This window comes from Anaerolinea thermophila UNI-1 (assembly GCF_000199675.1).
GTDB lineage: Bacteria > Chloroflexota > Anaerolineae > Anaerolineales > Anaerolineaceae > Anaerolinea > Anaerolinea thermophila.
The window spans coordinates 538,456-562,844 of sequence record NC_014960.1; the positions used below are offsets into that span (position 1 = coordinate 538,456).

18 protein-coding genes are annotated in these 24,389 nt (G+C 57.9%); 13 read left to right on the top strand and 5 right to left on the bottom strand.

Annotation, left to right across the window (positions count from 1 at the left end):
* Positions 1-52 precede the first annotated feature (52 nt).
* The 8 genes from xylA (at position 53) to ANT_RS02550 (ending at position 11,840) form a co-directional block, all read left to right on the top strand.
* Positions 53-1,219, top strand: coding sequence for a xylose isomerase (gene xylA / locus ANT_RS02515; RefSeq protein ID WP_013558936.1), 1,167 nt, complete (start codon positions 53-55; stop codon positions 1,217-1,219).
* Positions 1,220-1,356: 137 nt separating this feature from the next.
* On the top strand, positions 1,357-1,848 hold the full coding sequence (locus ANT_RS02520) for a MarR family winged helix-turn-helix transcriptional regulator (RefSeq protein WP_013558937.1): 492 nt from the start codon (positions 1,357-1,359) through the stop codon (positions 1,846-1,848).
* Positions 1,849-1,861: 13 nt separating this feature from the next.
* Positions 1,862-2,401, top strand: a complete 540-nt coding sequence (locus ANT_RS02525; protein ID WP_013558938.1) for a YceI family protein — start codon at positions 1,862-1,864, stop codon at positions 2,399-2,401.
* 128 nt (positions 2,402-2,529) lie between these two features.
* Positions 2,530-5,442 carry an insulinase family protein gene (locus tag ANT_RS02530; RefSeq protein WP_041454536.1) on the top strand — a complete coding sequence of 971 codons (2,913 nt, stop codon included), beginning with the start codon at positions 2,530-2,532 and terminating at the stop codon, positions 5,440-5,442.
* A 16-nt stretch (positions 5,443-5,458) separates the two neighbouring features.
* Complete coding sequence (locus ANT_RS02535; RefSeq protein WP_041455218.1) at positions 5,459-6,292, top strand: polyphosphate kinase 2 family protein; 834 nt, start codon at positions 5,459-5,461, stop codon at positions 6,290-6,292.
* Between the two features lie 26 nt (positions 6,293-6,318).
* Entirely contained in the window at positions 6,319-7,080 is a 762-nt protein-coding gene (locus tag ANT_RS02540) for a ribonuclease Z (protein WP_013558941.1), read from the top strand.
* Positions 7,077-10,067: a protein kinase family protein gene (locus ANT_RS02545; protein WP_013558942.1), complete on the top strand. Its 2,991-nt coding sequence runs from the start codon at positions 7,077-7,079 to the stop codon at positions 10,065-10,067. The genes ANT_RS02540 and ANT_RS02545 overlap by 4 nt, the downstream gene beginning before the upstream one ends.
* Before the next feature lie 39 nt (positions 10,068-10,106).
* A complete protein-coding gene (locus tag ANT_RS02550) occupies positions 10,107-11,840 on the top strand; it encodes a tetratricopeptide repeat protein (RefSeq protein WP_013558943.1) in 1,734 nt (577 codons plus the stop codon).
* 61 nt (positions 11,841-11,901) lie between these two features.
* Here ANT_RS02550 and ANT_RS02555 read toward each other — a convergent pair whose 3' ends face one another.
* The 3 genes from ANT_RS02555 to ANT_RS02565 are packed head-to-tail and all read right to left on the bottom strand — an operon-like array spanning position 11,902 to position 14,598.
* Positions 11,902-12,711: a TIGR00266 family protein gene (locus ANT_RS02555; RefSeq protein ID WP_013558944.1), complete on the bottom strand. Its 810-nt coding sequence runs from the start codon at positions 12,709-12,711 to the stop codon at positions 11,902-11,904.
* A 59-nt stretch (positions 12,712-12,770) separates the two neighbouring features.
* On the bottom strand, positions 12,771-13,925 hold the full coding sequence (locus ANT_RS02560) for a hypothetical protein (RefSeq protein WP_013558945.1): 1,155 nt from the start codon (positions 13,923-13,925) through the stop codon (positions 12,771-12,773).
* Positions 13,926-13,935: 10 nt separating this feature from the next.
* Complete coding sequence (locus ANT_RS02565) at positions 13,936-14,598, bottom strand: alpha/beta hydrolase (protein WP_013558946.1); 663 nt, start codon at positions 14,596-14,598, stop codon at positions 13,936-13,938.
* Positions 14,599-14,722: 124 nt separating this feature from the next.
* On the opposite strand from ANT_RS02565, the gene ANT_RS02570 reads away from it, so the two are divergent.
* Together ANT_RS02570 and ANT_RS02575 are read left to right on the top strand one after the other, a co-directional pair.
* Positions 14,723-16,195 carry a M20 family peptidase gene (locus ANT_RS02570; RefSeq protein ID WP_041454539.1) on the top strand — a complete coding sequence of 491 codons (1,473 nt, stop codon included), beginning with the start codon at positions 14,723-14,725 and terminating at the stop codon, positions 16,193-16,195.
* Between the two features lie 13 nt (positions 16,196-16,208).
* A complete protein-coding gene (locus ANT_RS02575) occupies positions 16,209-16,565 on the top strand; it encodes a hypothetical protein (protein ID WP_013558948.1) in 357 nt (118 codons plus the stop codon).
* 70 nt (positions 16,566-16,635) lie between these two features.
* Here the strand turns inward: ANT_RS02575 and ANT_RS17260 are convergent, their stop codons facing one another.
* Positions 16,636-16,809: a hypothetical protein gene (locus ANT_RS17260; protein ID WP_013558949.1), complete on the bottom strand. Its 174-nt coding sequence runs from the start codon at positions 16,807-16,809 to the stop codon at positions 16,636-16,638.
* A gap of 124 nt (positions 16,810-16,933) precedes the next feature.
* Between ANT_RS17260 and ANT_RS02580 the strand changes: the two genes are divergently transcribed.
* A complete protein-coding gene (locus tag ANT_RS02580; protein WP_013558950.1) occupies positions 16,934-18,637 on the top strand; it encodes a DUF6909 family protein in 1,704 nt (567 codons plus the stop codon).
* Between the two features lies 1 nt (position 18,638).
* On the opposite strand, the gene glgX is transcribed toward ANT_RS02580, so the two are convergent.
* On the bottom strand, positions 18,639-20,708 hold the full coding sequence (gene glgX / locus ANT_RS02585) for a glycogen debranching protein GlgX (protein WP_013558951.1): 2,070 nt from the start codon (positions 20,706-20,708) through the stop codon (positions 18,639-18,641).
* Between the two features lie 146 nt (positions 20,709-20,854).
* On the opposite strand from glgX, the gene ANT_RS02590 reads away from it, so the two are divergent.
* Together ANT_RS02590 and uvrC are read left to right on the top strand one after the other, a co-directional pair.
* Positions 20,855-22,495 carry a gamma-glutamyltransferase family protein gene (locus ANT_RS02590; protein WP_013558952.1) on the top strand — a complete coding sequence of 547 codons (1,641 nt, stop codon included), beginning with the start codon at positions 20,855-20,857 and terminating at the stop codon, positions 22,493-22,495.
* Between the two features lie 4 nt (positions 22,496-22,499).
* The gene (uvrC, locus tag ANT_RS02595; RefSeq protein WP_013558953.1) at positions 22,500-24,362 is read left to right on the top strand and encodes an excinuclease ABC subunit UvrC; all 1,863 of its coding nucleotides are present in this window, start codon (positions 22,500-22,502) and stop codon (positions 24,360-24,362) included.
* The last annotated feature ends 27 nt before the right edge of the window (positions 24,363-24,389 follow it).

Sequence of the window (24,389 nt, forward strand, 5' to 3'; positions counted from 1 at the left end):
GGTTTTCCCGTTTTGGTGCTTTTCCAAAAAATGTTATGAAGGAGTGTATCTCATGTCAGACTATACCCCCAAACCCGAACATAAATTCACCTTTGGCTTGTGGACGGTGGGCTCCACTGGACGTGACCCGTTTGGTGCGCCTACCCGTGATGCCCTCAGCCCGGTGGAACTGGTGCATTTGCTGGCGGAAGTAGGCGCTTACGGTGTGAACTTTCACGATAATGACCTGGTGCCGATTGATGCCACCCCTGCCGAGCGTGACCGCATCGTGCGCGACTTCAAAAATGCGCTGAAGGAAACCGGTCTGGTTGTGCCTATGGCGACCACCAACCTTTTCAGCGATCCGGTGTTCAAGGACGGCGCTTTCACCAGCAACGACCCCAAAGTGCGCGCCTATGCCTTGCAAAAGACCATGCAAGCCATTGATCTGGGCGTGGAACTGGGGGCGAAGGTGTATGTCTTCTGGGGCGGGCGCGAAGGCACGGAAAGCGATGCCACCAAGAACCCCGTGGATGCCATCAAGCGCACCCGCGAAGCCCTCAACTTCCTCTGCGAGTATGTGCTGGATCAGGGCTATGACCTGAAGTTTGCTCTGGAAGCCAAACCCAACGAACCGCGCGGCGATATCTACAACCCCACCACCGGACACATGCTGGCGTTCATTGAGACTCTCGATCACCCGGAGATGGTAGGTGTCAACCCGGAGGTGGCTCATGAGCATATGGCAGGGTTGAATTTCCTGCACGGCGTGGCGCAGGCATGGGAAGCGGGCAAACTCTTCCACATTGACCTCAACGACCAGTACCCCGGGCGCTATGATCAGGACTTCCGCTTTGGCTCGCGTGACCTCAAAGCCGCCTTCTTCCTGGTGAAATTCCTTGAGGATGTGGGGTATAGCGGCTCGCGCCACTTTGACGCTCACGCCTACCGCACTGAGGACTACGAGGGCGTCAAAGACTTTGCCCGCGGGTGTATGCGCACTTACCTTATTCTCAAAGAAAAAGCCGCCCGCTTCAACGCCGATCCTGAAATTCAAGCCTTGCTGGCGGAAATCAACGCCACTGAGCCGTCGCTGGAGAGCGTCTTCGGAGCCTACTCGCGCGAAAAAGCCAATCGCCTTAAGGGTATGACCTTTGACCGTGTGTCACTGGGTAAACGCGGGTTGAAGTATGAGCGCCTGGACCAGTTGACCATTGATTTGCTGTTGGGTGTGCGATAACCTTTTCTCCCTCCACTGGAGAAACTCCTCCCCTCCCGCAATCCCTCCCTTGCGGGAGGGCTTTATTTTAGGACTTGACAACTCTGATTTATGATGATATTATTTCAATATCAAAATATTTGAATTGGAGAATTTTGATGCCAACCCATTATCAGGGCGACCCTCAAATCAAACTGGCTCTGGACACTTTCATCAAGTTCACCCGAGCCTCCAGCGCTTTGGAGTCTTACCTCTTCCACGATGGCATCCTCGAAGGGCTGACACCTTCGCAATTTGGCGTGCTGGAAACACTCTATCACCTTGGCCCGCTCTGCCAGGGGGAAATCAGCCATAAACTGCTCAAGTCCACCGGCAACATTACCCTGGTGCTGGATAACCTGGAAAAGCGCGGTTTGATTGAGCGCCAGCGCAGTCGTGAAGACCGCCGCATGGTGACCATTGTGCTGACTGAAGCCGGGCGCGAACTCATCGAGCGGGTTTTTCCCCGTCAGGCGGCGCTGATTGCCGAAGCCTTCTCGCCGCTCTCTTCGGAGGAACAGCGCACGCTCGGGGAATTGTGCAAAAAATTGGGTCTTGCCCTTCAGCAAAAAAATTCTCCCCATCTTACCCATATTCATTCTACGCCTTAGGAGGTACCTGTCTATGTCCTGGCAAATTGATACTGCCCACACCCAAATTCAGTTCACCGTTCGCCATTTGATGATTAGCAAAGTGCGCGGGTGGTTTGAGAAGTTCAGCGGAACGGTTAACCTGGATGAGAGCAACCCGGAAAACACCAGCGTGGATGTGGTGATTGATGCCGCCAGCATTAATACCCGTGAGCCTCAGCGCGACGCTCACCTGCGCTCTGCGGACTTTCTGGACGCTGAACATTATCCGCATCTGACCTTCAAAAGCACGCGGGTAGAGCGCACCGGTGAACGTACAGCCCGATTGTATGGCGATCTCACCATCCGAGGGGTCACCAAGCCCGTGGTGCTGGATGTGACCTTCAACGGCATGCTCACCAATCCTTGGGGTATGACCAGCGCCGGTTTCAGCGCCACGACGACCATCAACCGCAAGGATTGGGGTCTGGAATGGAATGTTGCCCTTGAAGCAGGCGGCTGGCTGGTTGGCGATGAGGTGGAAATCGCCATTGAAGCCGAACTGATTAAAGTGGTTGCCGAGCAACCTGCCTGATTCTTTTTTGAAGGTGCATGCTCAGCCTCCCGTGGGAATACACTGCGGGAGGCTTTTACGTTGCCTCTTTTCAAATTGCGGTTGATTGTATAATGAGCAGTAACAGCCATACCTTACGGGAGTTCTGCATGAGTTCATCTGTTCATGGTTTTGAATTGCTTCGGGATGAGCGCATCCCCGAAATCAACAGCCGTGCCCGTCTTTACCGTCACATCCGCACGGGCGCGGAACTGCTCTCTCTGGAGAACGACGACGAAAACAAAGTCTTTGGGATTACCTTCCGCACCCTGCCCATGGATGATACTGGTTTGCCGCACATTATGGAGCATTCTGTCCTGTGCGGTTCGCGCAAGTATCCGGTCAAAGAGCCGTTTGTGGAGTTGATGAAAGGCTCGCTCAATACCTTTCTCAACGCCATGACCTATCCGGATAAAACCTGCTATCCGGTAGCCAGCCAGAATCTGCAGGATTTCTACAATCTGGTGGATGTCTATCTGGATGCGGTGTTCAACCCCCTGCTTTCGCCCTACACCCTGAAGCAGGAAGGCTGGCATTACGCATTGGAAAACCCCGAAGACGAGATGACCTTCAAGGGCGTTGTTTTCAATGAGATGAAGGGCAGTTATTCCTCGCCCGACAGTCTCATCTATGACCAGGTCATCCGGCAGTTGTTCCCCGATACGCCCTATGGGCTGGACAGCGGCGGCGACCCCGAGAAGATTCCTAACCTGACGTACGAGCAGTTCCTCTACTATCATCGCACTTTCTACCATCCCTCTAATGCGCGCATTTTCTTCTACGGCGATGACGCTCCCGAAAAGCGCCTGCAAATGATAGACGCTTACCTGCAGAATTTTGAGTACAAGCAGGTGCCTTCAGTGATTCCTCTGCAAGCCCGCGCCAGTCAACCGCGGCGGGTGCGCCTGCCCTACGAGGTGGGGACAGAGGAAGAAGCCCCGCGACACTTCATCGCCCTCTCGTGGATGCTTCCCGAAGTGCCTGATGCTCACGAGGCGCTCACCCTCTCTTTGCTGGAGCATGTCCTGATTGGTACGCCGGCATCGCCCCTGCGCAAGGCGCTGATTGAGTCGGGCTTGGGCGAAGACCTGACCGCTGCTAACCTGACGCTGGATTTGCGCCAGCCGGTTTTCTCGGTGGGGTTGAAGGGGGTAGCCTCTGAAAATCTGGAGCGTGTCGAAGCCCTGATTCTGGAGACGCTTCAGCAGTTAGCCGACTCTGGCGTAGATGCCGAGACCCTGTGGGCATCGCTGAACACCCTGGAGTTCCGCCTGCGCGAGCAAAACACCGGTTCGTACCCGCGAGGCTTGTTTGTCATGTTGCAGGCGCTGGCGTTGTGGCTGTACGACAAAGACCCCATTGAAGCCCTGCGCTTTGAAGCCCCGCTTCGCAACCTGCGTCAGCGCCTCACTCAGGGGGAACGCCTGCTCGAAGAGCGCATCCGCCGCCTGCTTCTGGAGAATCCTCACCGCGTCACGGTGATTCTCGACCCCGACCCGGCACTTGCCGAACGGCGCGCGACTGCCGAACGCGACCGTCTGGAGCAAGCCCGCGCGGCGATGTCTCCGGAACAACTTCAGCAGGTAGTCGAAGAAACCCGCGAGTTGAAGCGCCGTCAGGAAACCCCCGACTCGCCTGAAGCGCTGGCAACCATCCCGACCCTGAAACTGAGCGACCTGGAGCGTGAAATCCGCCGCATTCCCAGCGAAGAGCATACCCTGGCGGGCATTCCCACCCTGTACCATGACCTGTTTACCAACGGCATTGTGTATCTGGATCTGGCGTTCAACCTGCGCGTCATCCCGCAGGAATGGCTGGGACTGCTCCCGCTCTTTGGGCGCGCCCTCACCGAAATGGGTACTGCCCGGCAGTCTTACGTGCAGTTGATTCAGAGCATCGGACAGAAAACCGGCGGCATCTGGACGCAGTTGTTCCTCTCCGCCGCGCCGGAGCGTAAGGATGCCGAAGCCTGGCTGGTGCTTCGCGCCAAAGCCATGCTGGAGCAGACGCCCGACCTGATGGCGCTGTTGCAGGAAATTTTGACCAGCGTGCGCCTGGACGATGCTGAGCGCTTCCGTCAAATGGTGCTGGAGGAAAAAGCCTCGCTGGAAACCCGCCTGATTTACAGCGGTCACCGCATGGCGGCAACCCGCCTGCGCGCCGGTCTGGACGAAGCCGGCTGGCTCAGCGAGCAGACCGGCGGGGTGTCTTACCTGTTCTTCCTGCGCCAGTTGGCACGCGAGGTGGAACAGAACTGGGCAGAGGTGCAGGCACGACTGGAAGGCATCCGTGACCGCTTGTTACAACGGCAGGGCTTGCGCGCTAATGTCACCGTGCACCGTGAGGGCTGGCAGACGGTTCAGCCCGCGCTGAGCGATTTCCTCGCCGCTTTGCCTCAGCGGGCTGTACTTCCGTCGCAGTGGACGGTGCAGGCGCCGCCTGCGCAGGAAGGGCTGATCATCCCTTCTCAGGTGAATTATGTGGGCAAAGGCGGCAACCTCTTTGAAGCCGGGTACACCCTGCACGGCTCGATGTATGCCATTACCCAGTACCTCAACGCCACCTACTTTTGGGAGCGGGTGCGCGTGCAGGGCGGCGCCTATGGCGGCTTTTGTTCCTTTGACCCATACTCCGGCGCGTTTTTGATGCTTTCCTACCGCGATCCCAACCTGCTGAAGACGCTGGAGGCTTACGATCAACTGGCGCAGTACCTGCGCACCCTGCACATCGAAGAGAGTGAGCGGGTCAAAGCCATCATCGGCGCCATTGGTGAACTGGACGCCTATCAACTGCCGGACGCCAAAGGGTACACGGCTTTCGTGCGCGCTCTGCTGGGCATCACCGACGAGCGCCGTCAGCGTCTGCGTGACGAACTGCTGAATACTCAGCCGGAGGATTTCCGCCGTCTGGCGGATGCGGTGGAGAACCTGGCGCATCACGGGCGGATTGCCGTGCTGGGCACCGAGCCTGCCCTGCAGGAAGCGGCTCAGGTGCGCGGTTTGAACCTGCAACGAATCCTTTAAGGAAATGGGGGAAGCCATGGAACGGTATTTCATCAAACCTGGGGAGAAAGTCAGGCTGAAGGACTGGTCTCCCGACCCGCCCAAAGATTTCGAGGGCGATAAGGAAAGTACCCGCGCGGCGGTTGCCGAACTCAACCGCAAACTGGAAGTGCTTCAGGAACGCCTGTACGCCGAACGCAAGCACAAGGTGCTGGTGATTCTGCAGGGCATGGATACCAGCGGTAAAGATGGTGTCATCCGCTCGGTGTTTGAGGGCGTCAATCCGCAGGGCGTCAAGGTGGCAAACTTCAAAGTGCCCACCCAGGAAGAACTGGATCACGATTACCTCTGGCGGGTGCACAAAGTAGTGCCGGGTAAGGGCGAAATCGTCATCTTCAACCGCAGTCACTACGAGGATGTGCTGGTGGTGCGGGTGCATAACCTGGTCCCGCCCGAGGTGTGGAAGAAGCGTTACGAGCAGATTAACCAGTTTGAACGTCTGTTGCACGAGACCGGCACCACCATTCTCAAGTTCTTCCTCTTCATCAGCAGGGAAGAACAAAAACAGCGTTTGCTGGAACGCCTGGCAGACCCGGCAAAACACTGGAAGTTCAACCCCGGCGATTTGAAAGAGCGCGCTCTCTGGGAAGAATACGAAAAAGCCTATGAGGACGTGCTATCCCGTACCAGCACCGAATACGCGCCGTGGATTCTGGTTCCGGCGGATAAGAAGTGGTACCGCGACTGGGTCATCAGCCGGGTGCTGGTGGAAACGCTGGAAGGGCTGGAGATTCAACTGCCGCCGCCTCTGGCAGATGCCGAGACCTACCGCCGTCAACTGCTGGAAGAAGATGCGCCGGAAAGCCGGTGAGAAGTTGGGTTATAATCGAGGCGCATATGAGCCAGATACAGGTCACTCTTCTCGGCACGAACGGTTGGTTTGACACCCACACGGGGAATACTCCCAGTGTGCTGGTGCAAGCCCCCGATTTTGATGTCATTCTGGACGCCGGTTATGGCTTTGCCAAACTCGACCGCTTCATCCGCGGCGACCGTCCGGCGTTTTGTTTCCTCAGTCACTTTCATCTTGACCACTTAATCGGTTTGCATACCCTTGCCAAGTACCAGTTCCAGCATGGGTTGACCATCATCGGACAGCCCGGCACAAAGTGGGCGCTGGACTCTTTGCTTTCGCCGGTGTATTCGGTGCCGTTGACCGGATTGCGGTATCCGGTTCATATTGTCGAGACGCAACCCGGCTGGATTGAAGGCTTGCCCTTTGAGGCGCAGGCACTGCCTTTGATTCACTCTCAGCCCTGTTTTGGGTATCGCCTGCAGATAGCGGGTAAAACGCTGGCATACTGCACCGATACCGGTTACTGCGAGAACGCCGTCAAACTGGCGCGGCAGGCTGACCTGTTGCTCACCGAGTGTTCCCAGGCACCTGGAACGCCGCACAATGACGAATGGCCCCATCTTTCCCCCACTGAGGCCGCACGGATTGCCCGTGAAGCGGAAGCCCGCCAACTGGTGTTGATTCACTTTGATCCTACCCAGTATCCTTCCCTCGAAGACCGCATCCATGCCGAAACCGAAGCCCGCAAGGTGTTTTCCAGTGTCACTGCCGGGCGGGATGAAATGCAATTCACGCTGGCATGAGCGCATTGGGCATTGAGAACGGGGTGGTGGCGGGACAGTCCGCCGCCTGGAGCCTCATCCAGAAACTCGGCGAGGGGGACGCCGGTGAAGTGTATCTGGTCGAAGGGCTGGTTACACATGAGCCAGCCATTTTGAAGCGCCCGCGGCGCAGTGTCTTTTTGGGGGAGATTCGCCGCCAGGCTGAACAGATTCGCACCGAAGGGCGCATCCTGCAAGCCCTGGAACATATTCTCAAGCCTTTACAGGGACGGGTGAGCACGCCCCGCCTGCTGGATGTGAGCAAGCCCGGCACCGAGTTTTCCGAGAATCAGTTTATCGTCATTGCCCGTGCCAACGGCTTTGACCTAACCACCCTGACACGGGTTGCCCAAATGGGCTTTTCCCCTGCCGAGATGTTGGGTTACACCCCCGCCGAGCAAACCTTTTTGCGCGAACTGGCAAAGCAGGGCGCGGTCCCCGAACGGGTGCTTCTTGCCGCGCTTGCCGCGGTGCTGGATGTGTTTGCCCTGATTCACACCACCGAATGGGAGTGGAACAACCAGGTCATCCAGGGCATTCTCTGGAACGATGTCAAACCCGATCACCTCTTCTGGAATCCCTATCAAACCAGCGTGACGCTGATTGACTGGGGCAACGGCAGGTTAATTGAGAAGATCGAAGGCGGACGGGAAGCGCGCTATTCGCCGGTGGAAGACCTGAGGCAATTTTGGGAAGAAATGAGCCGTTTCCTCTGGCAGGTGCATCCTGCCCTGCTGGAGCGCCTGGAATGGTCAACGGCTCTGCCGGACCTGCGGGAAATCCGCTCCAGTGTGGAAGTTTTGCGCCAGCGCATCGAACGTCTGCGCCTGGACGCCGAACGGCAGGCGCGTCAACTGCGCGAAGAAGAAGCCCGCCTGCTTTCTCCAACGCTGGGCGAAGGGCTGTTGCGAGAAGCCCTGGAAGATGTGCAAGCGCGTTTGATTGCTTTGGGAGAGATCCCCGATTACGAAAATGCCCTGCGTATGGCGGGGAACATCAGCACCAACCTTGCCGCAGTAGGCGATATGGAGTCCATCCGCGCGGTGTGCCGCTGGGCAGAAAGCCTGCCCGGCAGTCAGAGCGCCATGTGGCAGGTGATTGCCCGTCTGGCGGAGTATGCCCGCCGGGCAGACCCTGCCCATAAAGAAGCCATCCTGCAAGCTGTTCAGCGTGCCGCCGCAGGGCAGTGGGAAGAGGTGCTCTGGTACATGCTGGTTTTTCTGGAAAATGCCCCTGAACCGGACAACTGGCAGGACCTGGTCGAGCAGGTGCGGGCGCTGGCGTTGCCCGAAGATGCTCTCAATGTTCGCCCTTTGCCGGTCCTGAAGCGCATTCTCTTTACCCTGCAAACCACGCTTCAGCGTTTGGAAGACCAAACCGGTGAAAGCGAAGGAGAAGAGGCATTTGCTCTGCGCGCGTTGGTAGAGCAATTGCAGGACGTCACTTACAACTGGGTGCAGGTGGATCCGCTTCCGCCGCACACGACGATTGCCTATCAGGATTCCGAAACCCTGATCACGGATATTGAGCATTTTCTGCCCGGCGCGGGCAACGATTTGCGCCGGGCGCTGACTCCCCTGCGCTGGCAGGTGCAGGATGTGCTGGAAAGTTGGGGCAGGCGCGAGTTCATCCTTGCCCGCCAGGGACTGCGCCGCCTGCTGGCACTTGACCCCGACCGCCGCCGTCTGTTGCGCGCAGAGAGCGCGCTGGAAAAAGCCCCGCACTGGCTTCAGCAATTGCACGGCGGTCCGCAGGCGCATGAACATCTCAGCGAGTGCATTACCCGCTGGGAGTATGAAGGGCGCGAGATGCGCAATCAGGTGGGCAGTGCCGGCTGGCTGGACGGCATCCTGGAAGGGCTGAAAGCCATTCGCCGCGGCACCTGGCCCGGCGATTTACTGCTCTACCAGCCTGAACTGGTTGCCGATTTGCCCTGGCTGACCGAGTTTGAACGCGCCGAAGAGGTTCAGAAGCGCCTTTACCCGCACATGACCCTGCGCCTGCCGTTAACCCTGCAGGGCATTCAGGAAGCCCGCTTTGGTCCCGAGCAAGCCCTCAGTTTCCTTGAGCCGGTGGATGCCTGGACGCCCGAAGCGCGCGGTTCATCGGCGCGGGTTTATCGGGCGACCTACCTTGCCGGAAACGGCGAACAGCAGGAAGCCGCCCTCAAAATCATGCGCATGGACAAAGCCGAATACGCCCTGCCGCTCTTCCGCGAGGAAGCCCGTATTCTTTCTATCTTGCAGGGTGTGCCTGGAGTCAACCCCATGCTGGAATGCGGTTTCCTCTGGGTGGGCGAGGGCTTTGACTTCCCGCCGGATCACAATCTTGGTGCGATTCAAGCCCTGCGCGGCGATGCCGTGCGCATGGGCGTGGAGCGCGTGGACACGTTTTTGGAGCAGTTGGATCAGCGGGTGCGCGAGGGCTGGGCGCCCTACCTGCTGGTGCAGACCCGCCGCCGCGAAGACAATCTCTTGCTGATGTGCGATGCCAGCGTCACTCAGGGACGCTTACTGCCTGTCCCGCAGTTGCTGTTGATGAGCATCCAGATTTGCGAGATTCTGGAAGAGGCTCACCGCCGTAATATCGTGTACCGCGACCACAAGATTCTGCACTACTACTGGGAAGCCCCGCAGAATGGCATTTATATCATCGACTGGAACGTGGCGCGTTATTATCCCGAGGGCTTGACGCCGGTGGAGATTCACATGGATCTGGTGCAGTTGGGCGCGCGCGGCTTGCACCACATCCTCACCGGACGCCCCGCTCCCGGCGCATTGCCGCTGGGACCTACTCGCCCGGAAGAAATCGAGCAAGCCGCCCAGCAGTACCGCGCCCAGTGGACGTTTGACGACCAGCGCCTCTCCGCGCAGGTGCTCACCATTCTGGAGCAGTTGCTTTCTGGAAGTTATACCAGCGTAAGTGATTTGAAGGACGATCTCAAGCGGGCGTACCTTGACCTGCGCTAAAACGGTATAATTCCCGTACCCTTTGAATGGGAAATGACTATGGACCTTTCTTTACTTGACCGAATTGAACAACAACTGGCAGATGCCAGTACCCCCTTGAACGAACTGCGCCGGCTCTCCATTGAACTGGACGATGCCATGCACGAGAGCGATTTTGCCACTCTGCCGGAATCTGAACGCACCCGCGCCCAGCGCCTGTTTCAGGAACTGCGAGGGCGGTTGCGCGGCGGCGAGGTGAAACCCGTGCCTGAAACGCCTCTGCGCGGCGCAGCGGCAACGGAAGCCTCGGCTCATCCCAGCCCCACCCGTCCGCGCGGCGAGGAACGCCAGCACAACCCTTACGCTCAGGAAACCATGGAAGAAGCCGAGCGCCTCTTTTACGGCGGGCGCTACGCCGATGCCATCCGCCTGTATGACCAGGTGCTTGCCATTGAGCCCGACTGGGAGCGCGCCCGCCAGCACCGCAACGAAGCCGAGGGCTACCTGCGCACGGGCTACATCCCGGCAGTGGCACTGCCTGCGGAAGCCGCCTCGGCGTTCGGCAAAGCCCAGTCGGCGGCGCGGCTTGGACGCTATCAGGATGCCCTGGCGCTGCTTCAGCGCGCCCAGAACATCCTTCAGCAGTACGGCATCCAGCGCTGGCAGGAAGGCACCGAGTTCGAGCAGAAACTTCAGCAGAACATTGATGCCGAGAATGTCTTCAACGAAGGCTTGCAGTTGTTCGCGCAGGGACAACTGGAAGAGGGCATTGACCGCGTGGAGACGGCGGCGCAAGCCACCGGTTTGCCCCGCTACCACGAGCGCCTGCAAACCCTTTTGCGCGAACGCGAACAGATTCAGTCCAGTGCTGAAGCCCTCAACGCCACCGTGCTGGACCCCCGCGCAGTGACTCAAGCAAAAACGAACATTGAAACGCTGGTGCTGAAGTACGGCGAAAACCCCACCCTGCAAAAACTGCGCGCCCAACTGGAAACCGCCATCCCGCGGCTGGCGTCCAGCCTTATGGAGCAGGCGCGGCAGTTGCGCGCTCAGGCAGTACGGGCGCAAACGCTGGAAACGGCACGCAGTCGTATCCGCCAGGCGCGCCAGTTGCTCGATCAATTGACCGGACTGGGCTATCAGAGTGACGAGTTTAGCGAACTTCAGCGCGAGGTGGAAAAAACCTTTCAGGAAATCTCCCGCTACGAAGATACGCTGGAGCAGACCCGCGCTGTGCTGGAGACTAACCCCAACTGGCCCTCGGCGGCGGCGCGCATGAGCGCCGACCTGCGGGCGCGTTTTCCCAACGACCCCAACATCATTGAACTGAACAAAGCCCTTTCGGTGTACACCAGTACCCTGCTGGGCTTGAAGATTGCCGGCGCGGCGCTGGCGCTGGCGCTGGTGGTTTTCCTCATCTGGCTGGGGGTAGGCCAGGTGCGCGGGTACATTCTTTCCCTCACCCCCACGGCAACGGCGACGCCCACGGCAACCGCCACCCCTACCCGCACGGCAACCCCCACGGCAACCGTTACTCCCACCCCGCGCCCTACTGAGACACCTACCATCACCCCTACGCCGTTGACGGCAACACTGGCGCGGCGGGTATGGGCGCGCAACGGCTGTTATGAGGAGTTTACCGGCATTGCTCAGATTCCCGAAGGCGCCGTGGTGCGCCTGCTCCCTGCCGAGCGGCGTTTCGATACCCTCTCGCGCGAGTGTCTGCTGGTGGAATACGTGGGTGAAACCCGTACCATCATTGGCTGGATTTTGATTGCCGATCTGGCAAGGTAATTCAGCGGGTTCTTTCACAAAAAAGTAAGGCGCCGGTTCACCGGCGCCTTTTCTTTAGAAACTACCCGCCCAGGTTGATGTTCAGCCCTGGACCCTGGCTTTTTCCTTCAGCAGAGGGCATGAATTTGTGAATGGCTCCAGCCAGTTTGGACATCGGCATGGTCTGCAGCCAGATGCGCCCCGGTCCGGTCAGGCTGACCAGGAACAACCCCTCACCGCCGAAGAGCAGGTTCTTTACCCCTTTGACCATCTGCACATCGTAGGTTACCGTTGGCTCAAACATTGCCAGATGCCCCGTATCCACCAGCATCTTCTGCCCGGGTTGCAGGGTGTACTCGACGATTTCGCCATCAAAACTGGCAAAGAAGGTGCCGGGACCCTCAAACTTTTGCAGAATGAAGCCCTCGCCGCCAAACAAGCCCGCCCCCAGACGCTTCTGGAAAGCAATGCTCAGGCTGACGCTTTGCTCGGCTACCAGCAGGGTGTCCTTTTGGGCAATCATGGCTTGTCCCTGCGCCAGGTTGACTGGCACGATTTTTCCAGGAAAGTCGCACGAGAAGGTTGCCATAGCCCCGTCGATTTCGGCAGTGTAGTTGACCACAAAGAGCGATTCGCCTGTAAACATGCGCCCCAGCGCGCCCATCAAACCGCCTTTGCCCAGGTTGGTGTCCATGCGCACGCCCTGACTCATCCATGAGAGCGAGCCGACCTCAGTGTAAAAGCCCATGCCCGGTTTCATGCGCAGGGTGAGGGCTTGCATCACCGTGCCGATGATCTGATAATCTGCCCCGCCCATGGTGCGCCCGGAAAGGGAGACGACCGGTTCGGGTAAATCCAACCGCTGACCGGCAGTGTTGGTGTATTCGCTCATATTTTTCTCCTTAAGACTGACAAATTCTTTTTCTAGAGTAGCAGAAAAACTATCCAGATTCAATTACGAAAATCCGGTTGTAAAAGTTTCAGCGGGTTTTGCGCCCAGACCATCACCAGCAGGATAAGCAGAAAAGTGCGCAGAATCACGGAGAGAGGGAGCAGGTGAAACCATCCGCGGGAGAGCAGGAGGGGCCATTCCAGCAGGTTAACCAGCATCAGCGCGCCGCCCATCAGCAAAGCCTGCCGTAAGGGCAGACTGAGCAGAATCAGCGGGATGAGGTAAAGTACCCACTGCGGGCTCCATCCCGGCGACCAGAGGAAAAACAGCCCCCAGGTCAGCCCAATCAGAGGAAGGGCGTCTTGGGGGGAAGTTACCTTATACCGCCAATACAGGAATAATCCCAGTCCGCCCAACGCCAGCAAACTCAGCCAGGCAGGAATACGCGCGGGGTTGCCCATCGTCTGCGCGGCGGCTTGCGGGTCGGAACGTTGGGAAAGTTCGCCAAAATTGCCGGTGCCCCAGTTGCCGTCCAGCAGTGCCCACACGGTTTCCCATGACCCCTTGGCAGATTGGGAGCGCAGTGAGGCGTTCGTGAACGCGGGCGAGGCTGTCCAAAGTCCAGCATACACAACCAGTACCAGCCCGAACGCCGTGAGGGTGGCAAGGACAGCCCGTTTGGGCGGCAGGATGCGCCAGAGCGCAGGTAATAACAGAGCGGGAAACCACTTGGTCAGCATGCCCAGCCCAATCGCTAAACCGGTTTTGCCTGCTGAACGCCCCGTGAGCATGGCATCCAGTCCCAGCAGGGTGAAGAATACGCACACGCTGTCAAAATACCACCAGGTGTAAGCCAGTCCGGCGATCAATGCGGCGTACAGAATGGTGCGAGTGGAATCATCAGGGAGATTCAGCCGCTGGCTGAGACGCTGAAACAGCAGAACGTTCCCGAGGTCTGCAAGGGTGAGTAACAGCACCAGCAGGTAGGTAAAGGCATTCTCGCGGGGAGCAAGGCGCGCCAGCCCTTCGATGAGGAAAGGGAACAGGGGTGGAAATTCCACCCAGTAATTCACAAACGGCAGACCGGGGAACTGCGCAAGCCGATAAAAATGAAAGAAATCGCCGTACCCGCGCAAGCCGTCGAAAGAGAGCGCCAGCAGGAGCGGTACACGCACGCACAAAAACACCAGCCACGGCAGAGATTTGGGACGCATCAAAGGGAGATCAACCTTTCTGTAGGAACTCGTCCAGCGTGCGCAACATGAGCGACATCCCTTTCAGGGTAGCCTCAAGGTCTCCCTCAATTTCCAGACTATGGTTAGCGCCGGACAGCACCAGCAGATGAAAATCGCCCTGTTTCATCAAGTCCTGCATGGCATCAGAATCGAAGAGTGGGTCAGCATCCCCGGCGATGAATAGCGATTGGGGTTTGGCTCGGCGCACGGCTTCGCGCAGGAACGGCACACGCACCAGCGGGGTGAGCCATACATAGGTGGCGTGAAGTAACTCCGGTTCGTGTACCAGAAGCCATGCCAGCACCAGACTGCCCAGCGATTTGCCGAACAGCACCACCCGCTGGTATTTTCGTTGCGTCAGAGCCACTTCGACGGCGTTGCGGGCATCGTTGCCCAAACGGCGCAGGCGTTCTTCCATGTCCAGTTGGTCAAAGCCGGCTTCCCGGGTGGCGTTGTACTCGATGGTCAGGGCATCGGCGCCGCGTTGCACCATTAAACGGGTGGGGTAGTACAGGACGGGCATGGCGCAGGTGTAGCCGCGTCCCGGGAAGAAAACCGCCAGTTCACTGGCTTCCTCTTTCTGACGGAAGAAGGTATTGGTCAGGGGAGCACCATCCATTCCTCGTATGGGTAAAGAAAGAATCTCTTCCATACAGCACCTCTCTGCACGATTATAGCCAGAAAATGGATAACTTTTGTAACTTTTTTAGAAGAGCAGTTGTTAACAATTCTGCTATACTGATGTAAATTCATCATCCGTTGGGGAGGAAGCCTGTATGCTGGAAAGCTTGGGAATCCTTGTGCTGGTGCTGGTGCTGTTTTTTCTGGCGTTTCTGTTGATTCGCACCGTGCTTTTCGGTAAAGTTCCCCCGCCTGTTGAGCAAGCCGAACTTCCAGAGGTAGATGGCAACATTGTTGCCGAGCATCTTGCCGCCGTACTCCGCCACCGCACCATTTCCGAAAGCGAGGGAAAACCGGCAGACCCCCAAACCTTTTATGCATTGCATCGAGAACTGGAGCGCCTGTATCCGCGGGTGCATGCCACCTTGCGGGTGGATGTCGTCAATCGTCTGAGTTTGCTGTACACCTGGAAGGGCAGGGATGAATTCCTCGAGCCGGTGCTGTTGGCGGGTCACCTGGATGTGGTGCCGGTAGATCCCGAGACGCGCGATGCCTGGAAATTTCCAGCCTTTGATGGTCATATCGAGGATGGTGCAGTTTGGGGGCGCGGCGCGCTGGATACCAAAAACAGTGTGGTAGCGATTCTGGAGGCGGTAGAAACACTTTTGAAGCAGGGATACCAGCCCAAACGCACCATCCTGCTGGCATTCGGGCATGATGAGGAAATCGGCGGCTTTCAGGGGGCAGCGCAGATTGCCGGGCGCATTCAGGCATACAATGCCCGCCTTGCGGCGGTGCTGGACGAAGGCGGGGCGATTCTCAGCGGTGGGGTTGTCCCTGGAGTGAGCCTGCCCGTGGCGCTCATCGGCATTGCCGAAAAGGGGTATGCCACCCTGCAACTGACCGTCGAATCCTCTGGCGGGCATTCTGCCATGCCGCCCAAACACACCGGTATCGGGGTGCTGGCGCGGGCGATCACCCGCCTGGAAAACGCGCCTTTGCCGGAACGCCTGCACATGGTACACCGCATGTTCGAGCATCTGGCGCCGTTTCTGCCCTTTGGGCTGAGGCTGGCGTTTGCCAATCTGTGGCTTTTTCGTCCGCTGATTGCTCGCGTACTCTCGGCGAATCCGCGCACCAATGCGCTGATTCGTACCACCACCGCCGTGACCATGGTTCAGGGCGGTGTGAAGGACAACGTTCTGCCCGCGCGTGCGACTGCGGTGGTTAATTTCCGCCTGATGCCCGGCGACCGTGTGGCGGATGTGGTGGCATATGCCCGGCGGGTGATTGCCGATGATGCGGTGCAGATTTCCCTGCCGCAGGGCGGATCGTGGGAAGCCTCGGGGGTTTCACCCACCGATTCGCCTGCCTACCTGGGTATCCTTCAGGCGTTGGGGCAGGTGTATCCGGAAGCCGTCAGTGCGCCTTACCTGGTGGCGGGCGCCACCGATGCGCGGCACTATCAGGCGGTCTGCGATCAAATTTACCGTCTCAGTCCAATGCTCATCACGCCGGAGGAACTCAAGACCATTCACAGTGAAAATGAACATATTTCAATAGAGACACTGGCACGAATGGTGCAATTCTATATACAACTCATCAAGATTTGGGGAGAAAACGGGTAAAACGGAGGTGCCCATGCCGATTACGGTGAACCAACTCAAAAACGTCAATGAACTGGTGGAGTACCTGAACGACCTGGAAGCCAAAATCCGCGTGCTGGAAGATGAGAATACCGCTCTGCGCAGTGCCATGGAGGAAGTTTCCAATTCCAACCGCAACGTGTTAAATTTACTGCGCCAGGAATGGCCCCGCACCGGATTGGTCAGCCGCAGTTTCTGGATTCGCGCGCTGACGGTGTACGGGCATTTTTTCGTAATTCAGTTAATTGTCACGGCGTTCCTGTTTGTGGGGTATTTGATCTTCATCGCTCCGGTGATTACGCGATTCATCAATGAGGTTTTGCCTACACTACTCCCCGGGATGACGCCTTGATCAAAAAGCTCCCTGAGAGGACTATGCCTTTCAGGGAGCGCCACCGGTAAGCCAGTAAAGCGTAGATGGTTTATGCTGTCTGGCGCAGTTCTGCCAGTTCAGCCTCTACAGCGGCAATTTCTGCCTTTAAGTCCAGTAAGTATTGTTCCAGCCGGGCAATGTATTCTTCCCGCGTGAGATACACCGTGCTTTCTTCGGTGTGATGACCGCAACCGCACGAACCGCCACAAGCGCAATCGGACATGTTTTCCTCCTACAAGCAAATACTTTCAAAAAATATTATACCATAAATCTGATAAAGTTTACCCAAATTTAAGAAAAGTTCGCCCGTTTTTTAGCCCTCTCTACTTTGGGTTATAATCCCTTTCATGGAACGAACCGTACCCAGTGCCACCAGTGAAGAGATTAAACTCTATCGAGCCACGCTGTATTCGCTTCTGCGCTCTACTGCAGAAGTGTCCATCCGCACGCTTGAAGAAGCCCATGCGGGGATGAATTCCCTGCTACACCCCCACGCCCGCGATTCTCAGCCGGATCTCTCGGCGTTCATCTACGCCATGCTGCGCCTGCCCGATTGTATGCCCGAGGTGCGCTCGGTGATTCTCGGGCAGAGCCAGGAAGTCTTCCAGCGCCACGGCTACGGTAACATTGAAACCTGGCAGGAAGTTTCTGCCCGCGCCCGGCGGCGGCGCTGTTTCTTCGATGGTCAGGGGACGCTGGCATGCTACATCGCCTCGCGCTCGGATATTGAGGATATTCTACCTGCTTTGACGGCATATCAAATTGAATGGAACAAGATGCGCCTTTTGCTGTCTTCCCTGCCGGAAGGGCTTTCTCTGGAAGAAGCGGCAGTAGATCCTCAGCGATTCCTGCGCCTGGCGGATGCTCTGCGCCTGACGGTGGAAGACCTGGGACGCCTGCGGACTTTGTGGGGCAGTCAGTTTGCCGCCATGCTGGAGCGCATCCGCGCGCAGAAGATGAACCTGGGGGTGCGTTTGCTCTCCGGCTCGCTGAGTGCCTATCAGCGCGCCACCCACTTGTGGTGGGAGCATCTGGAATCGGTTTGTTCGCAACTGGGCGAACGCCCGTTGTACTTCATTTCCAGCAACACCCATAGCCTTGCCAATCTGCTTTCCGGGTATGCCCTGCGCCATGAGGATGAGATTGCCCGTTTCATCGAACAATCCAGCCCGGAACTGAAGAATGAATGGCGTGATATTCAGCAGGGGCAGGTGCGTTCCAGTCGCGAGAATTTTCTGTACTATGCCCTGAAGAAGTATCAGCAGAGCATGGCAGGGGCGCATTCCCTGCATGAGCAACTGGAAGAAGAGCAGTCTCTGGGTATTTTGCGCATTCCTTCCGAGCGCTCATTCGACCTGGAAGCCCAGGTGATTGACCTGTCCCGCCTGGACCCTTCCCGCTTTGACCCACGCTTGCAGACCGGCTTGGACTTGACCGCCCTGCGTCAGAGCAACGCGCTCATCCTGAACATTGATTATCCGCTGGGGCTGGCGGCGTATCACCTGCTTTCCAAGATTGCCGAGCAAGCCATCCAGATTCTCGGGGTCTACATCATGGGCAAAGCCGCCACGCTCAATGCCCGCCGCGGGGATGTGATGATTCCATCGGTGGTACAGGATGAGCATTCTCACAATACTTACCTTTTCCGCAACTGTTTCACCGCCGCTGATGTCACTCCCTATCTGGTTTATGGCTCGGTGCTGGATAATCAGAAAGCGGTGTGTGTGCTGGGAACGTTCCTGCAGAACGCTCGTATTATGGATGTGTTTTACCGCGAGGGGTATGCCGATATTGAAATGGAAGCCGGACCGTATCTTTCGGCAGTGTACGAGATGTCGCGTCCCAAACGTCATCCGGTGGATGAACTGGTCAATCTGAGCGATTTACCCTTTGACCTGGGGATTCTCCACTATGCTTCGGATACGCCTCTGAGCAAGGGACAAAATCTGGGCGCGGGGACGCTCTCCTACTACGGCATGGACTCAACCTACGCCACCACCATCGCCATTGCGCGGCGCATCTTCCAGCAGGAAATACTCCGCCTGGGATGAGTTAGTTTTCGTCCAGGTCCGCTACCAGCACCACCACCGAGCGTCCTTCGGCGCGGTAGTGGGTGGAATGAACGCGGGGCGCGCGGAAGGGGGGAATTAAATCATCAGGGGAAGGCTGGCTGGTATCCAGCACACGCCGCCAGCGCCCGCCGTTGGCAAGCGCCGGCAGTTCAAAGGTCAACGGGTCGTGGTAGGCGTTGAAAATCATATGGATGAAGCGCTTGCCGCCGCCGTTGCTCACCGTCATCGCCAGCGAGTGGGAGTGCGGACTCCAATCGGGTTGATTGAGGTGAGTGCCGTGCAGGGTGATGCGCGCTTCCTGCAAAATCTGCGAGAGCGATTTGAAATCGTCCTCTGGATCAGAGGCAAAGTGCAGGCGGAAGCGGATTAATTCCCGCACAAAGCGCAAAAGGTCGGCGTGCTTTTCCACCAGAGACCAGTCGAACCAGGAAATTTCGTTATCCTGACAGTAAGCGTTATTGTTGCCGCGCTGGGTGCGGCGCACTTCGTCGCCCATTTGAATCATCGGCGCGCCCAGTGCCAGCAGCGCGTAGGCAAAGAAGTTCTTGATTTGCCGTTCGCGCAGGGCTTCGATTTCGGGATCTTTGGATGGGCCTTCCACGCCATGATTGCAGGACAGGTTTTCGTTATGCCCGTCGCGGTTGCCCTCGCCGTTGGCTTCGTTGTGCTTCTGCTCGTAGGTCACCAGGTCGTTGAGGGTGAAGCCGTCGTGGCAGGTAATGAAGTTGATACTCTGGTCGGGTTCTTTTTCTTCATGCCCGTACAGGTCGGGGCTGGCAAGCATGCGATTGGGGAAGGCGTAGATGCTGCCGATATCGCCGCGCACCCAGCGGCGGATATCATCGCGGAATTTTCCGTTCCACTCGCGCCAGCGGTCGCCGACGAAGTTGCCTACCTGATACAAGCCGGCTGCATCCCATGCCTCGGCAATGAGTTTTGTGCCCGCCAGATAGGGGTCGTTTTCAATATCCAGCAGGACGGGCGGGTTGGGCACTGGGTTACCGTGTTCATCGCGGGAGAGAATCGAGGCAAGGTCAAAACGGAAACCATCCACGTGCATCTCGGACACCCAGTAGCGCAGACTGTCCAGAATCATGCGCCTCACCACCGGATGGTTGGTGTTGAGGGTGTTGCCCGTGCCGGTGTAGTTGACGTAGCGCGAGCGGTCTTTGGGGTCGAGCATGTAGTACACGTCGTTGGCAAGCCCGCGGAACGAGAGCGTAGGACCTTCGGCGCCGTTTTCGGTGGTGTGGTTGTACACCACATCCAGAATGACCTCGATGCCGGCGCGGTGAAGCATCTTCACCATGTCGCGGAATTCGTCCATCACGCCCTGCGGGTCTTTACGGGAACTGTAGAATGGATGCAAGGCAAAGAAGGAAATGGGGCTGTACCCCCAGTAGTTGCTTAATCCGGGGGGCGCATCCAGCGGGTCAAAGGCGTACACGGGCAGAAGTTCTACTGCTGTGATGCCCAGTTCCACCAGATAGGGGATTTTTTCAATCAATCCCGCAAAAGTTCCCCGTTTCTCCTCTGTTACGCCCGAATTGGGGTGACGGGTGAAACCTGCCAGGTGCATCTCGTAAATCACCGAACGGGCGAATGGGCGGTGCAGGGGGTAATCGCCGTTCCAGTCATAGGCAGAGGTATCCACCACCACATTTTTCAGCGCGTAGGGGGTGTTATCTCCCGGCTGACACGCCGCTTTTCGGTCGTAATGTCGTGGAAATACCACTGCTTTCCCATATGGGTCGAGCAGGATTTTTGTGGGGTCGAAACGCAGACCTTTTTCTGGCTTGTAAGGACCATCTACACGGTAAGCATAGATTTGTCCTGCTTTCAGTCCGGGAACAAACACATGCCAGTAATGGAAAGTGTGATTTTTGTGCGGATCCAGGGGAATGACATCTGCCGGTTTGGCATCGTCGGCGGAGTTGAACAACAGCAATTCAACCCGTGTACTCCCACGGGAGTAAAGACTGAAATTGACACCCTTGGGGAAAACCGTTGCGCCAAGTGGAAAACTACGACCGGGAAGAATAGCCAGCATCCACGTTCCTGAACTTAAACCTGTATATTTCTATCTTATCAGGGTTTGTGTGTAGTGCAAGCGTTTGCAAAGGTTTTGTTGTGAAAGTGCAAGGTGGCATTTCAGACATGCCTTCCATAAGGGATTGATGATAAAATCGAATCGCTATGGAGAGCAATTTGTTTGAATTTACTTCCCGTCGTTCGCCGGTGATCAGCCGGTATGGAATCGTGGCGGCTTCTCAGCCGCTTGCCGTGGCTGCAGGGTTGAAGGTGCTTTCCATGGGGGGCAATGCCGCTGATGCCGCCGTAGCAACTGCCGCCGCGCTTGCCGTGACCGAGCCGGGCAGTACCGGTTTGGGGGGCGATGCCTTTTGCCTGTACTACGAAGCCAGTACCCGCAAGGTATATGCCCTCAATGGCTCGGGACGTGCTCCCGCCGCGCTGACGCTGGAACGCCTCGAAGCCGAAGGGTTTGGGCAAACCCTGCCGCGTTTCCATCCCTACACCATCACCGTGCCGGGGGCGTGTGCCGCCTGGTGCGATACGGTGGAGCGTTTTGGCCGCTTGCCGTTGCTCAAAGTGCTGGGTCCGGCAGTGGAACTGGCTCATGAGGGCTTTCCGGTAGCCCCGCAGACGGCTTACCTGTGGCAGCGTGCCGCCACATCCCAACTGGCGTCGGCGGTGAACGGCCTGGAATTGACCCTTAACGGGCGCGGTCCGCGTGCCGGTGAGATTTTCCGCAACCCCGGGCTGGCGCAAGCCCTGACCATGATTGCCATTGAAGGCAAGGATGCCTTCTACCGCGGCGCGATTGCTCATGCCATCGTCGAGGTAGTGCGCGAAGCCGGTGGATGCCTGACGCTCGAAGACCTGGCGGCGCATGAAAGTACCTGGGAAGAACCTATCAGCGTGACGTATCACGGCGTGCACTTTTGGGAATGCCCGCCCAACGGGCAGGGCATTGCCGCTCTGCTGGCGTTGAACCTGCTGGAAACCTATGATCTGCACCGCCTGGATGCGCTTTCGCCGGAGCGATTGCATCTGCTCATTGAAGCCATGCGTCTGGCGTTTGCCGATGCCCGCCATTACGTGGCAGACCCCGTGTTTGCCCGCATTCCATTAGAAGAATTGCTCTCCAAAGAGTACGCCGGGGAACGCCGCAAGTTGATTGACCCGGCACGTGCCAACCCGGCAGTCCGCCACGGCGTGCCGTTTGCTTCCAGCGATACGGTCTATCTGGCGGTGGTGGATGCGCAGGGCAACGCCTGTTCGTTCATCAACAGCAATTACATGGGTTTTGGCACGGGCATTGTGCCGCGCGGCTGGGGCTTCAGTTTACAGAATCGCGGGCATAATTTCAGCCTGATTCCCGGTCATCCCAATCAGGTGGCGCCTTTCAAGCGTCCTTACCACACCATCATCCCGGCAATGGCAACCCGCGAAGAAGATAACAGCCTCTTTGCCTGTTACGGGGTGATGGGCGGGTTCATGCAGCCTCAGGGGCATTTGCAGGTGGCGGTGGCTCTGGTGGACGATCAATTGGACCCGCAGGCGGCGCTGGACCGCCCGCGCTTCTGCATCGAACCCGATGAAAGCGGCAGTGTGGTGGCGCTGGAAGAGGGCATCCCGGTCAAGACTATGGCGGCGCTGGCGGACCGCGGTCACCACGTTCGCCCGGTCAGCGGCGTGGGGCGCACTCTGTTCGGACGCGGACAGGTCATTTACCGCGATCCTGAGCAGGGGGTGCTGTGGGCGGGTTCGGACCCGCGCGCCGATGGCTGTGCCATGACTCTGGGGTCGTCTTGAGAGCATGAAGCCGATTTCTGAGCACCTTCAGCAAATTTTAGATAACCTTCCCACGCGTCCCGGTTGTTACATCTACAAGAACGAAGCCGGAGAAGTGATTTACGTGGGTAAGGCGGTCAATCTGCGCAATCGGGTGCGCTCATACTTCAACGAAAGTCCTAAAGATTTCAAGACCCGTCAACTGGTGCGGCACATCGCTCACATTGACTGGATTGTGGTGGAAAGCGAACTCGAGGCGTTGATCCTCGAGATGAACCTGATTAAAAAGTACCGCCCGCGCTACAACATCCGCCTGAAGGATGATAAGCGCTACCCTTACATCAAAGTCCACTGGGCGGCGCCATTTCCCAAAGTGACCGTGACCCGTCAGATGGTGCAGGACGGCTCGCGCTATTTTGGACCCTACACCAGCGTGTGGGCGGTGCATCAGACGCTGGATGTCCTGCGGCGCATCTTCCCCTACCTCACCTGCGACCGCGAAATCACTGGCAAGGATGCCCGTGCCTGCCTGTATTACGACATCAAACTGTGCGCCGCGCCGTGCATCGGCGCGATTGGGCAGGCGGAATACCGCCGGATGATTGAAGACCTGTGCGACTTCCTGCAGGGGCGCACCGAACCCATCGTTACCCGCCTGCAGAAAGAGATGGAAGACGCCGCCGAAGCTCTGCAATTTGAGCGCGCCGCCGCCATCCGCGACCAGATTTTTGCCATCGAAAAAATTGTGGAGAAACAGCGGGTTATCTCCAGCAAACAGATGGACTCGGATGTCATTGCCATTGCCCGCGCCAACGGCGAAGCCTGCGTGCAGATTTTCTTCATCCGTTCGGGCAAGTTAATTGGGCGCGAATACTTCATCCTGGAAGGCACGCACGAAGAGCAGGAAGCCGAAATCGTTTCCCAGTTCATCAAGCAGTTCTACTCCGAAGCGGCAACCCTGCCCGATCAGGTGCTTTTACCTCACGAGGTGGAAGAAGCTCAAATCATCGAGCAATGGCTGAAGTCCCGCCGTGGCGGCGAAAAGGTGCAACTGGTGGTGCCGGGTCATGGCGAGGAACGCGAACTGGTGGAGATGGCAACCGAAAACGCCATCGAGACCCTTGCCGCCCTGCGGGCGCAGTGGGAAGCCGATACCAACAAGCAACAGCAAGCCCTGGCAGAGATTCAGCAAGCCCTTAACCTGCCCGCGCCGCCCAACAAAATCGAATGTTTCGACATCTCCAATACCCAGGGCACGGCGACCGTTGCCAGCATGGTGGTCTTTGAGCAGGGTGTGCCCAGCAAAAAGAACTATCGCCACTTCAACATCCGCTCGGTGCAGGGACCGGACGACTTTGCCAGCATGGAAGAAGCCCTCACCCGGCGCTTCAAGCGCTGGCAGGCGGCGCAGGAAGGACAGTTTGAACCCGGTGCCAAACTGGACCCGGCGTTTACCATCCTGCCCGACTTGCTCATCGTGGACGGCGGCAAGGGACAGTTGAGCCGCGCGGTCAAGGTGCTGGAATCCTTTGGTTTGCTGGGAAAAGTGCCGGTGGTGGGGCTTGCCAAGCAGAACGAGGAACTCTTCCTGCCCGAGCGCAGTGAGTCCATCCTTCTGCCGCGCCATTCTCAGGGGCTGTACCTGCTCCAGCGCATCCGCGACGAAGCCCACCGTTTTGCCATCACCGCGCACCGCAAACAGCGCACCAAGCAGGGCATGGCAAGCGTGCTGGATTCGATCCCCGGGATTGGTCCGGCGCGCCGCCGCTGGCTGTTACAGCACTTTGGCTCGCTGGAAGCCATCCGTCAAGCCAGTCTGGAAGAGTTAACCGCCGCGCCGGGCATCACGAAGGAACTGGCGCAGAAAATCAAGGAACATCTGGAATAAAAAACGCTCCCGTGAGAAGGGATCGTT

Coding starts and splice junctions, on each gene's coding strand:
- ANT_RS17260 (WP_013558949.1), bottom strand. CDS start 16,809: ATGTCCGATTGCGCTTGTGGCGGTTCGTGCGGTTGCGGTCATCACACC.
- ANT_RS02590 (WP_013558952.1), top strand. CDS start 20,855: ATGGAGAGCAATTTGTTTGAATTTACTTCCCGTCGTTCGCCGGTGATC.
- ANT_RS02555 (WP_013558944.1), bottom strand. CDS start 12,711: ATGAGCGAATACACCAACACTGCCGGTCAGCGGTTGGATTTACCCGAA.
- ANT_RS02545 (WP_013558942.1), top strand. CDS start 7,077: ATGAGCGCATTGGGCATTGAGAACGGGGTGGTGGCGGGACAGTCCGCC.
- ANT_RS02565 (WP_013558946.1), bottom strand. CDS start 14,598: ATGGAAGAGATTCTTTCTTTACCCATACGAGGAATGGATGGTGCTCCC.
- xylA (WP_013558936.1), top strand. CDS start 53: ATGTCAGACTATACCCCCAAACCCGAACATAAATTCACCTTTGGCTTG.
- ANT_RS02560 (WP_013558945.1), bottom strand. CDS start 13,925: ATGCGTCCCAAATCTCTGCCGTGGCTGGTGTTTTTGTGCGTGCGTGTA.
- ANT_RS02540 (WP_013558941.1), top strand. CDS start 6,319: ATGAGCCAGATACAGGTCACTCTTCTCGGCACGAACGGTTGGTTTGAC.
- ANT_RS02580 (WP_013558950.1), top strand. CDS start 16,934: ATGGAACGAACCGTACCCAGTGCCACCAGTGAAGAGATTAAACTCTAT.
- ANT_RS02520 (WP_013558937.1), top strand. CDS start 1,357: ATGCCAACCCATTATCAGGGCGACCCTCAAATCAAACTGGCTCTGGAC.
- glgX (WP_013558951.1), bottom strand. CDS start 20,708: ATGCTGGCTATTCTTCCCGGTCGTAGTTTTCCACTTGGCGCAACGGTT.
- ANT_RS02535 (WP_041455218.1), top strand. CDS start 5,459: ATGGAACGGTATTTCATCAAACCTGGGGAGAAAGTCAGGCTGAAGGAC.
- ANT_RS02550 (WP_013558943.1), top strand. CDS start 10,107: ATGGACCTTTCTTTACTTGACCGAATTGAACAACAACTGGCAGATGCC.
- ANT_RS02525 (WP_013558938.1), top strand. CDS start 1,862: ATGTCCTGGCAAATTGATACTGCCCACACCCAAATTCAGTTCACCGTT.
- ANT_RS02575 (WP_013558948.1), top strand. CDS start 16,209: ATGCCGATTACGGTGAACCAACTCAAAAACGTCAATGAACTGGTGGAG.
- ANT_RS02530 (WP_041454536.1), top strand. CDS start 2,530: ATGAGTTCATCTGTTCATGGTTTTGAATTGCTTCGGGATGAGCGCATC.
- uvrC (WP_013558953.1), top strand. CDS start 22,500: ATGAAGCCGATTTCTGAGCACCTTCAGCAAATTTTAGATAACCTTCCC.
- ANT_RS02570 (WP_041454539.1), top strand. CDS start 14,723: ATGCTGGAAAGCTTGGGAATCCTTGTGCTGGTGCTGGTGCTGTTTTTT.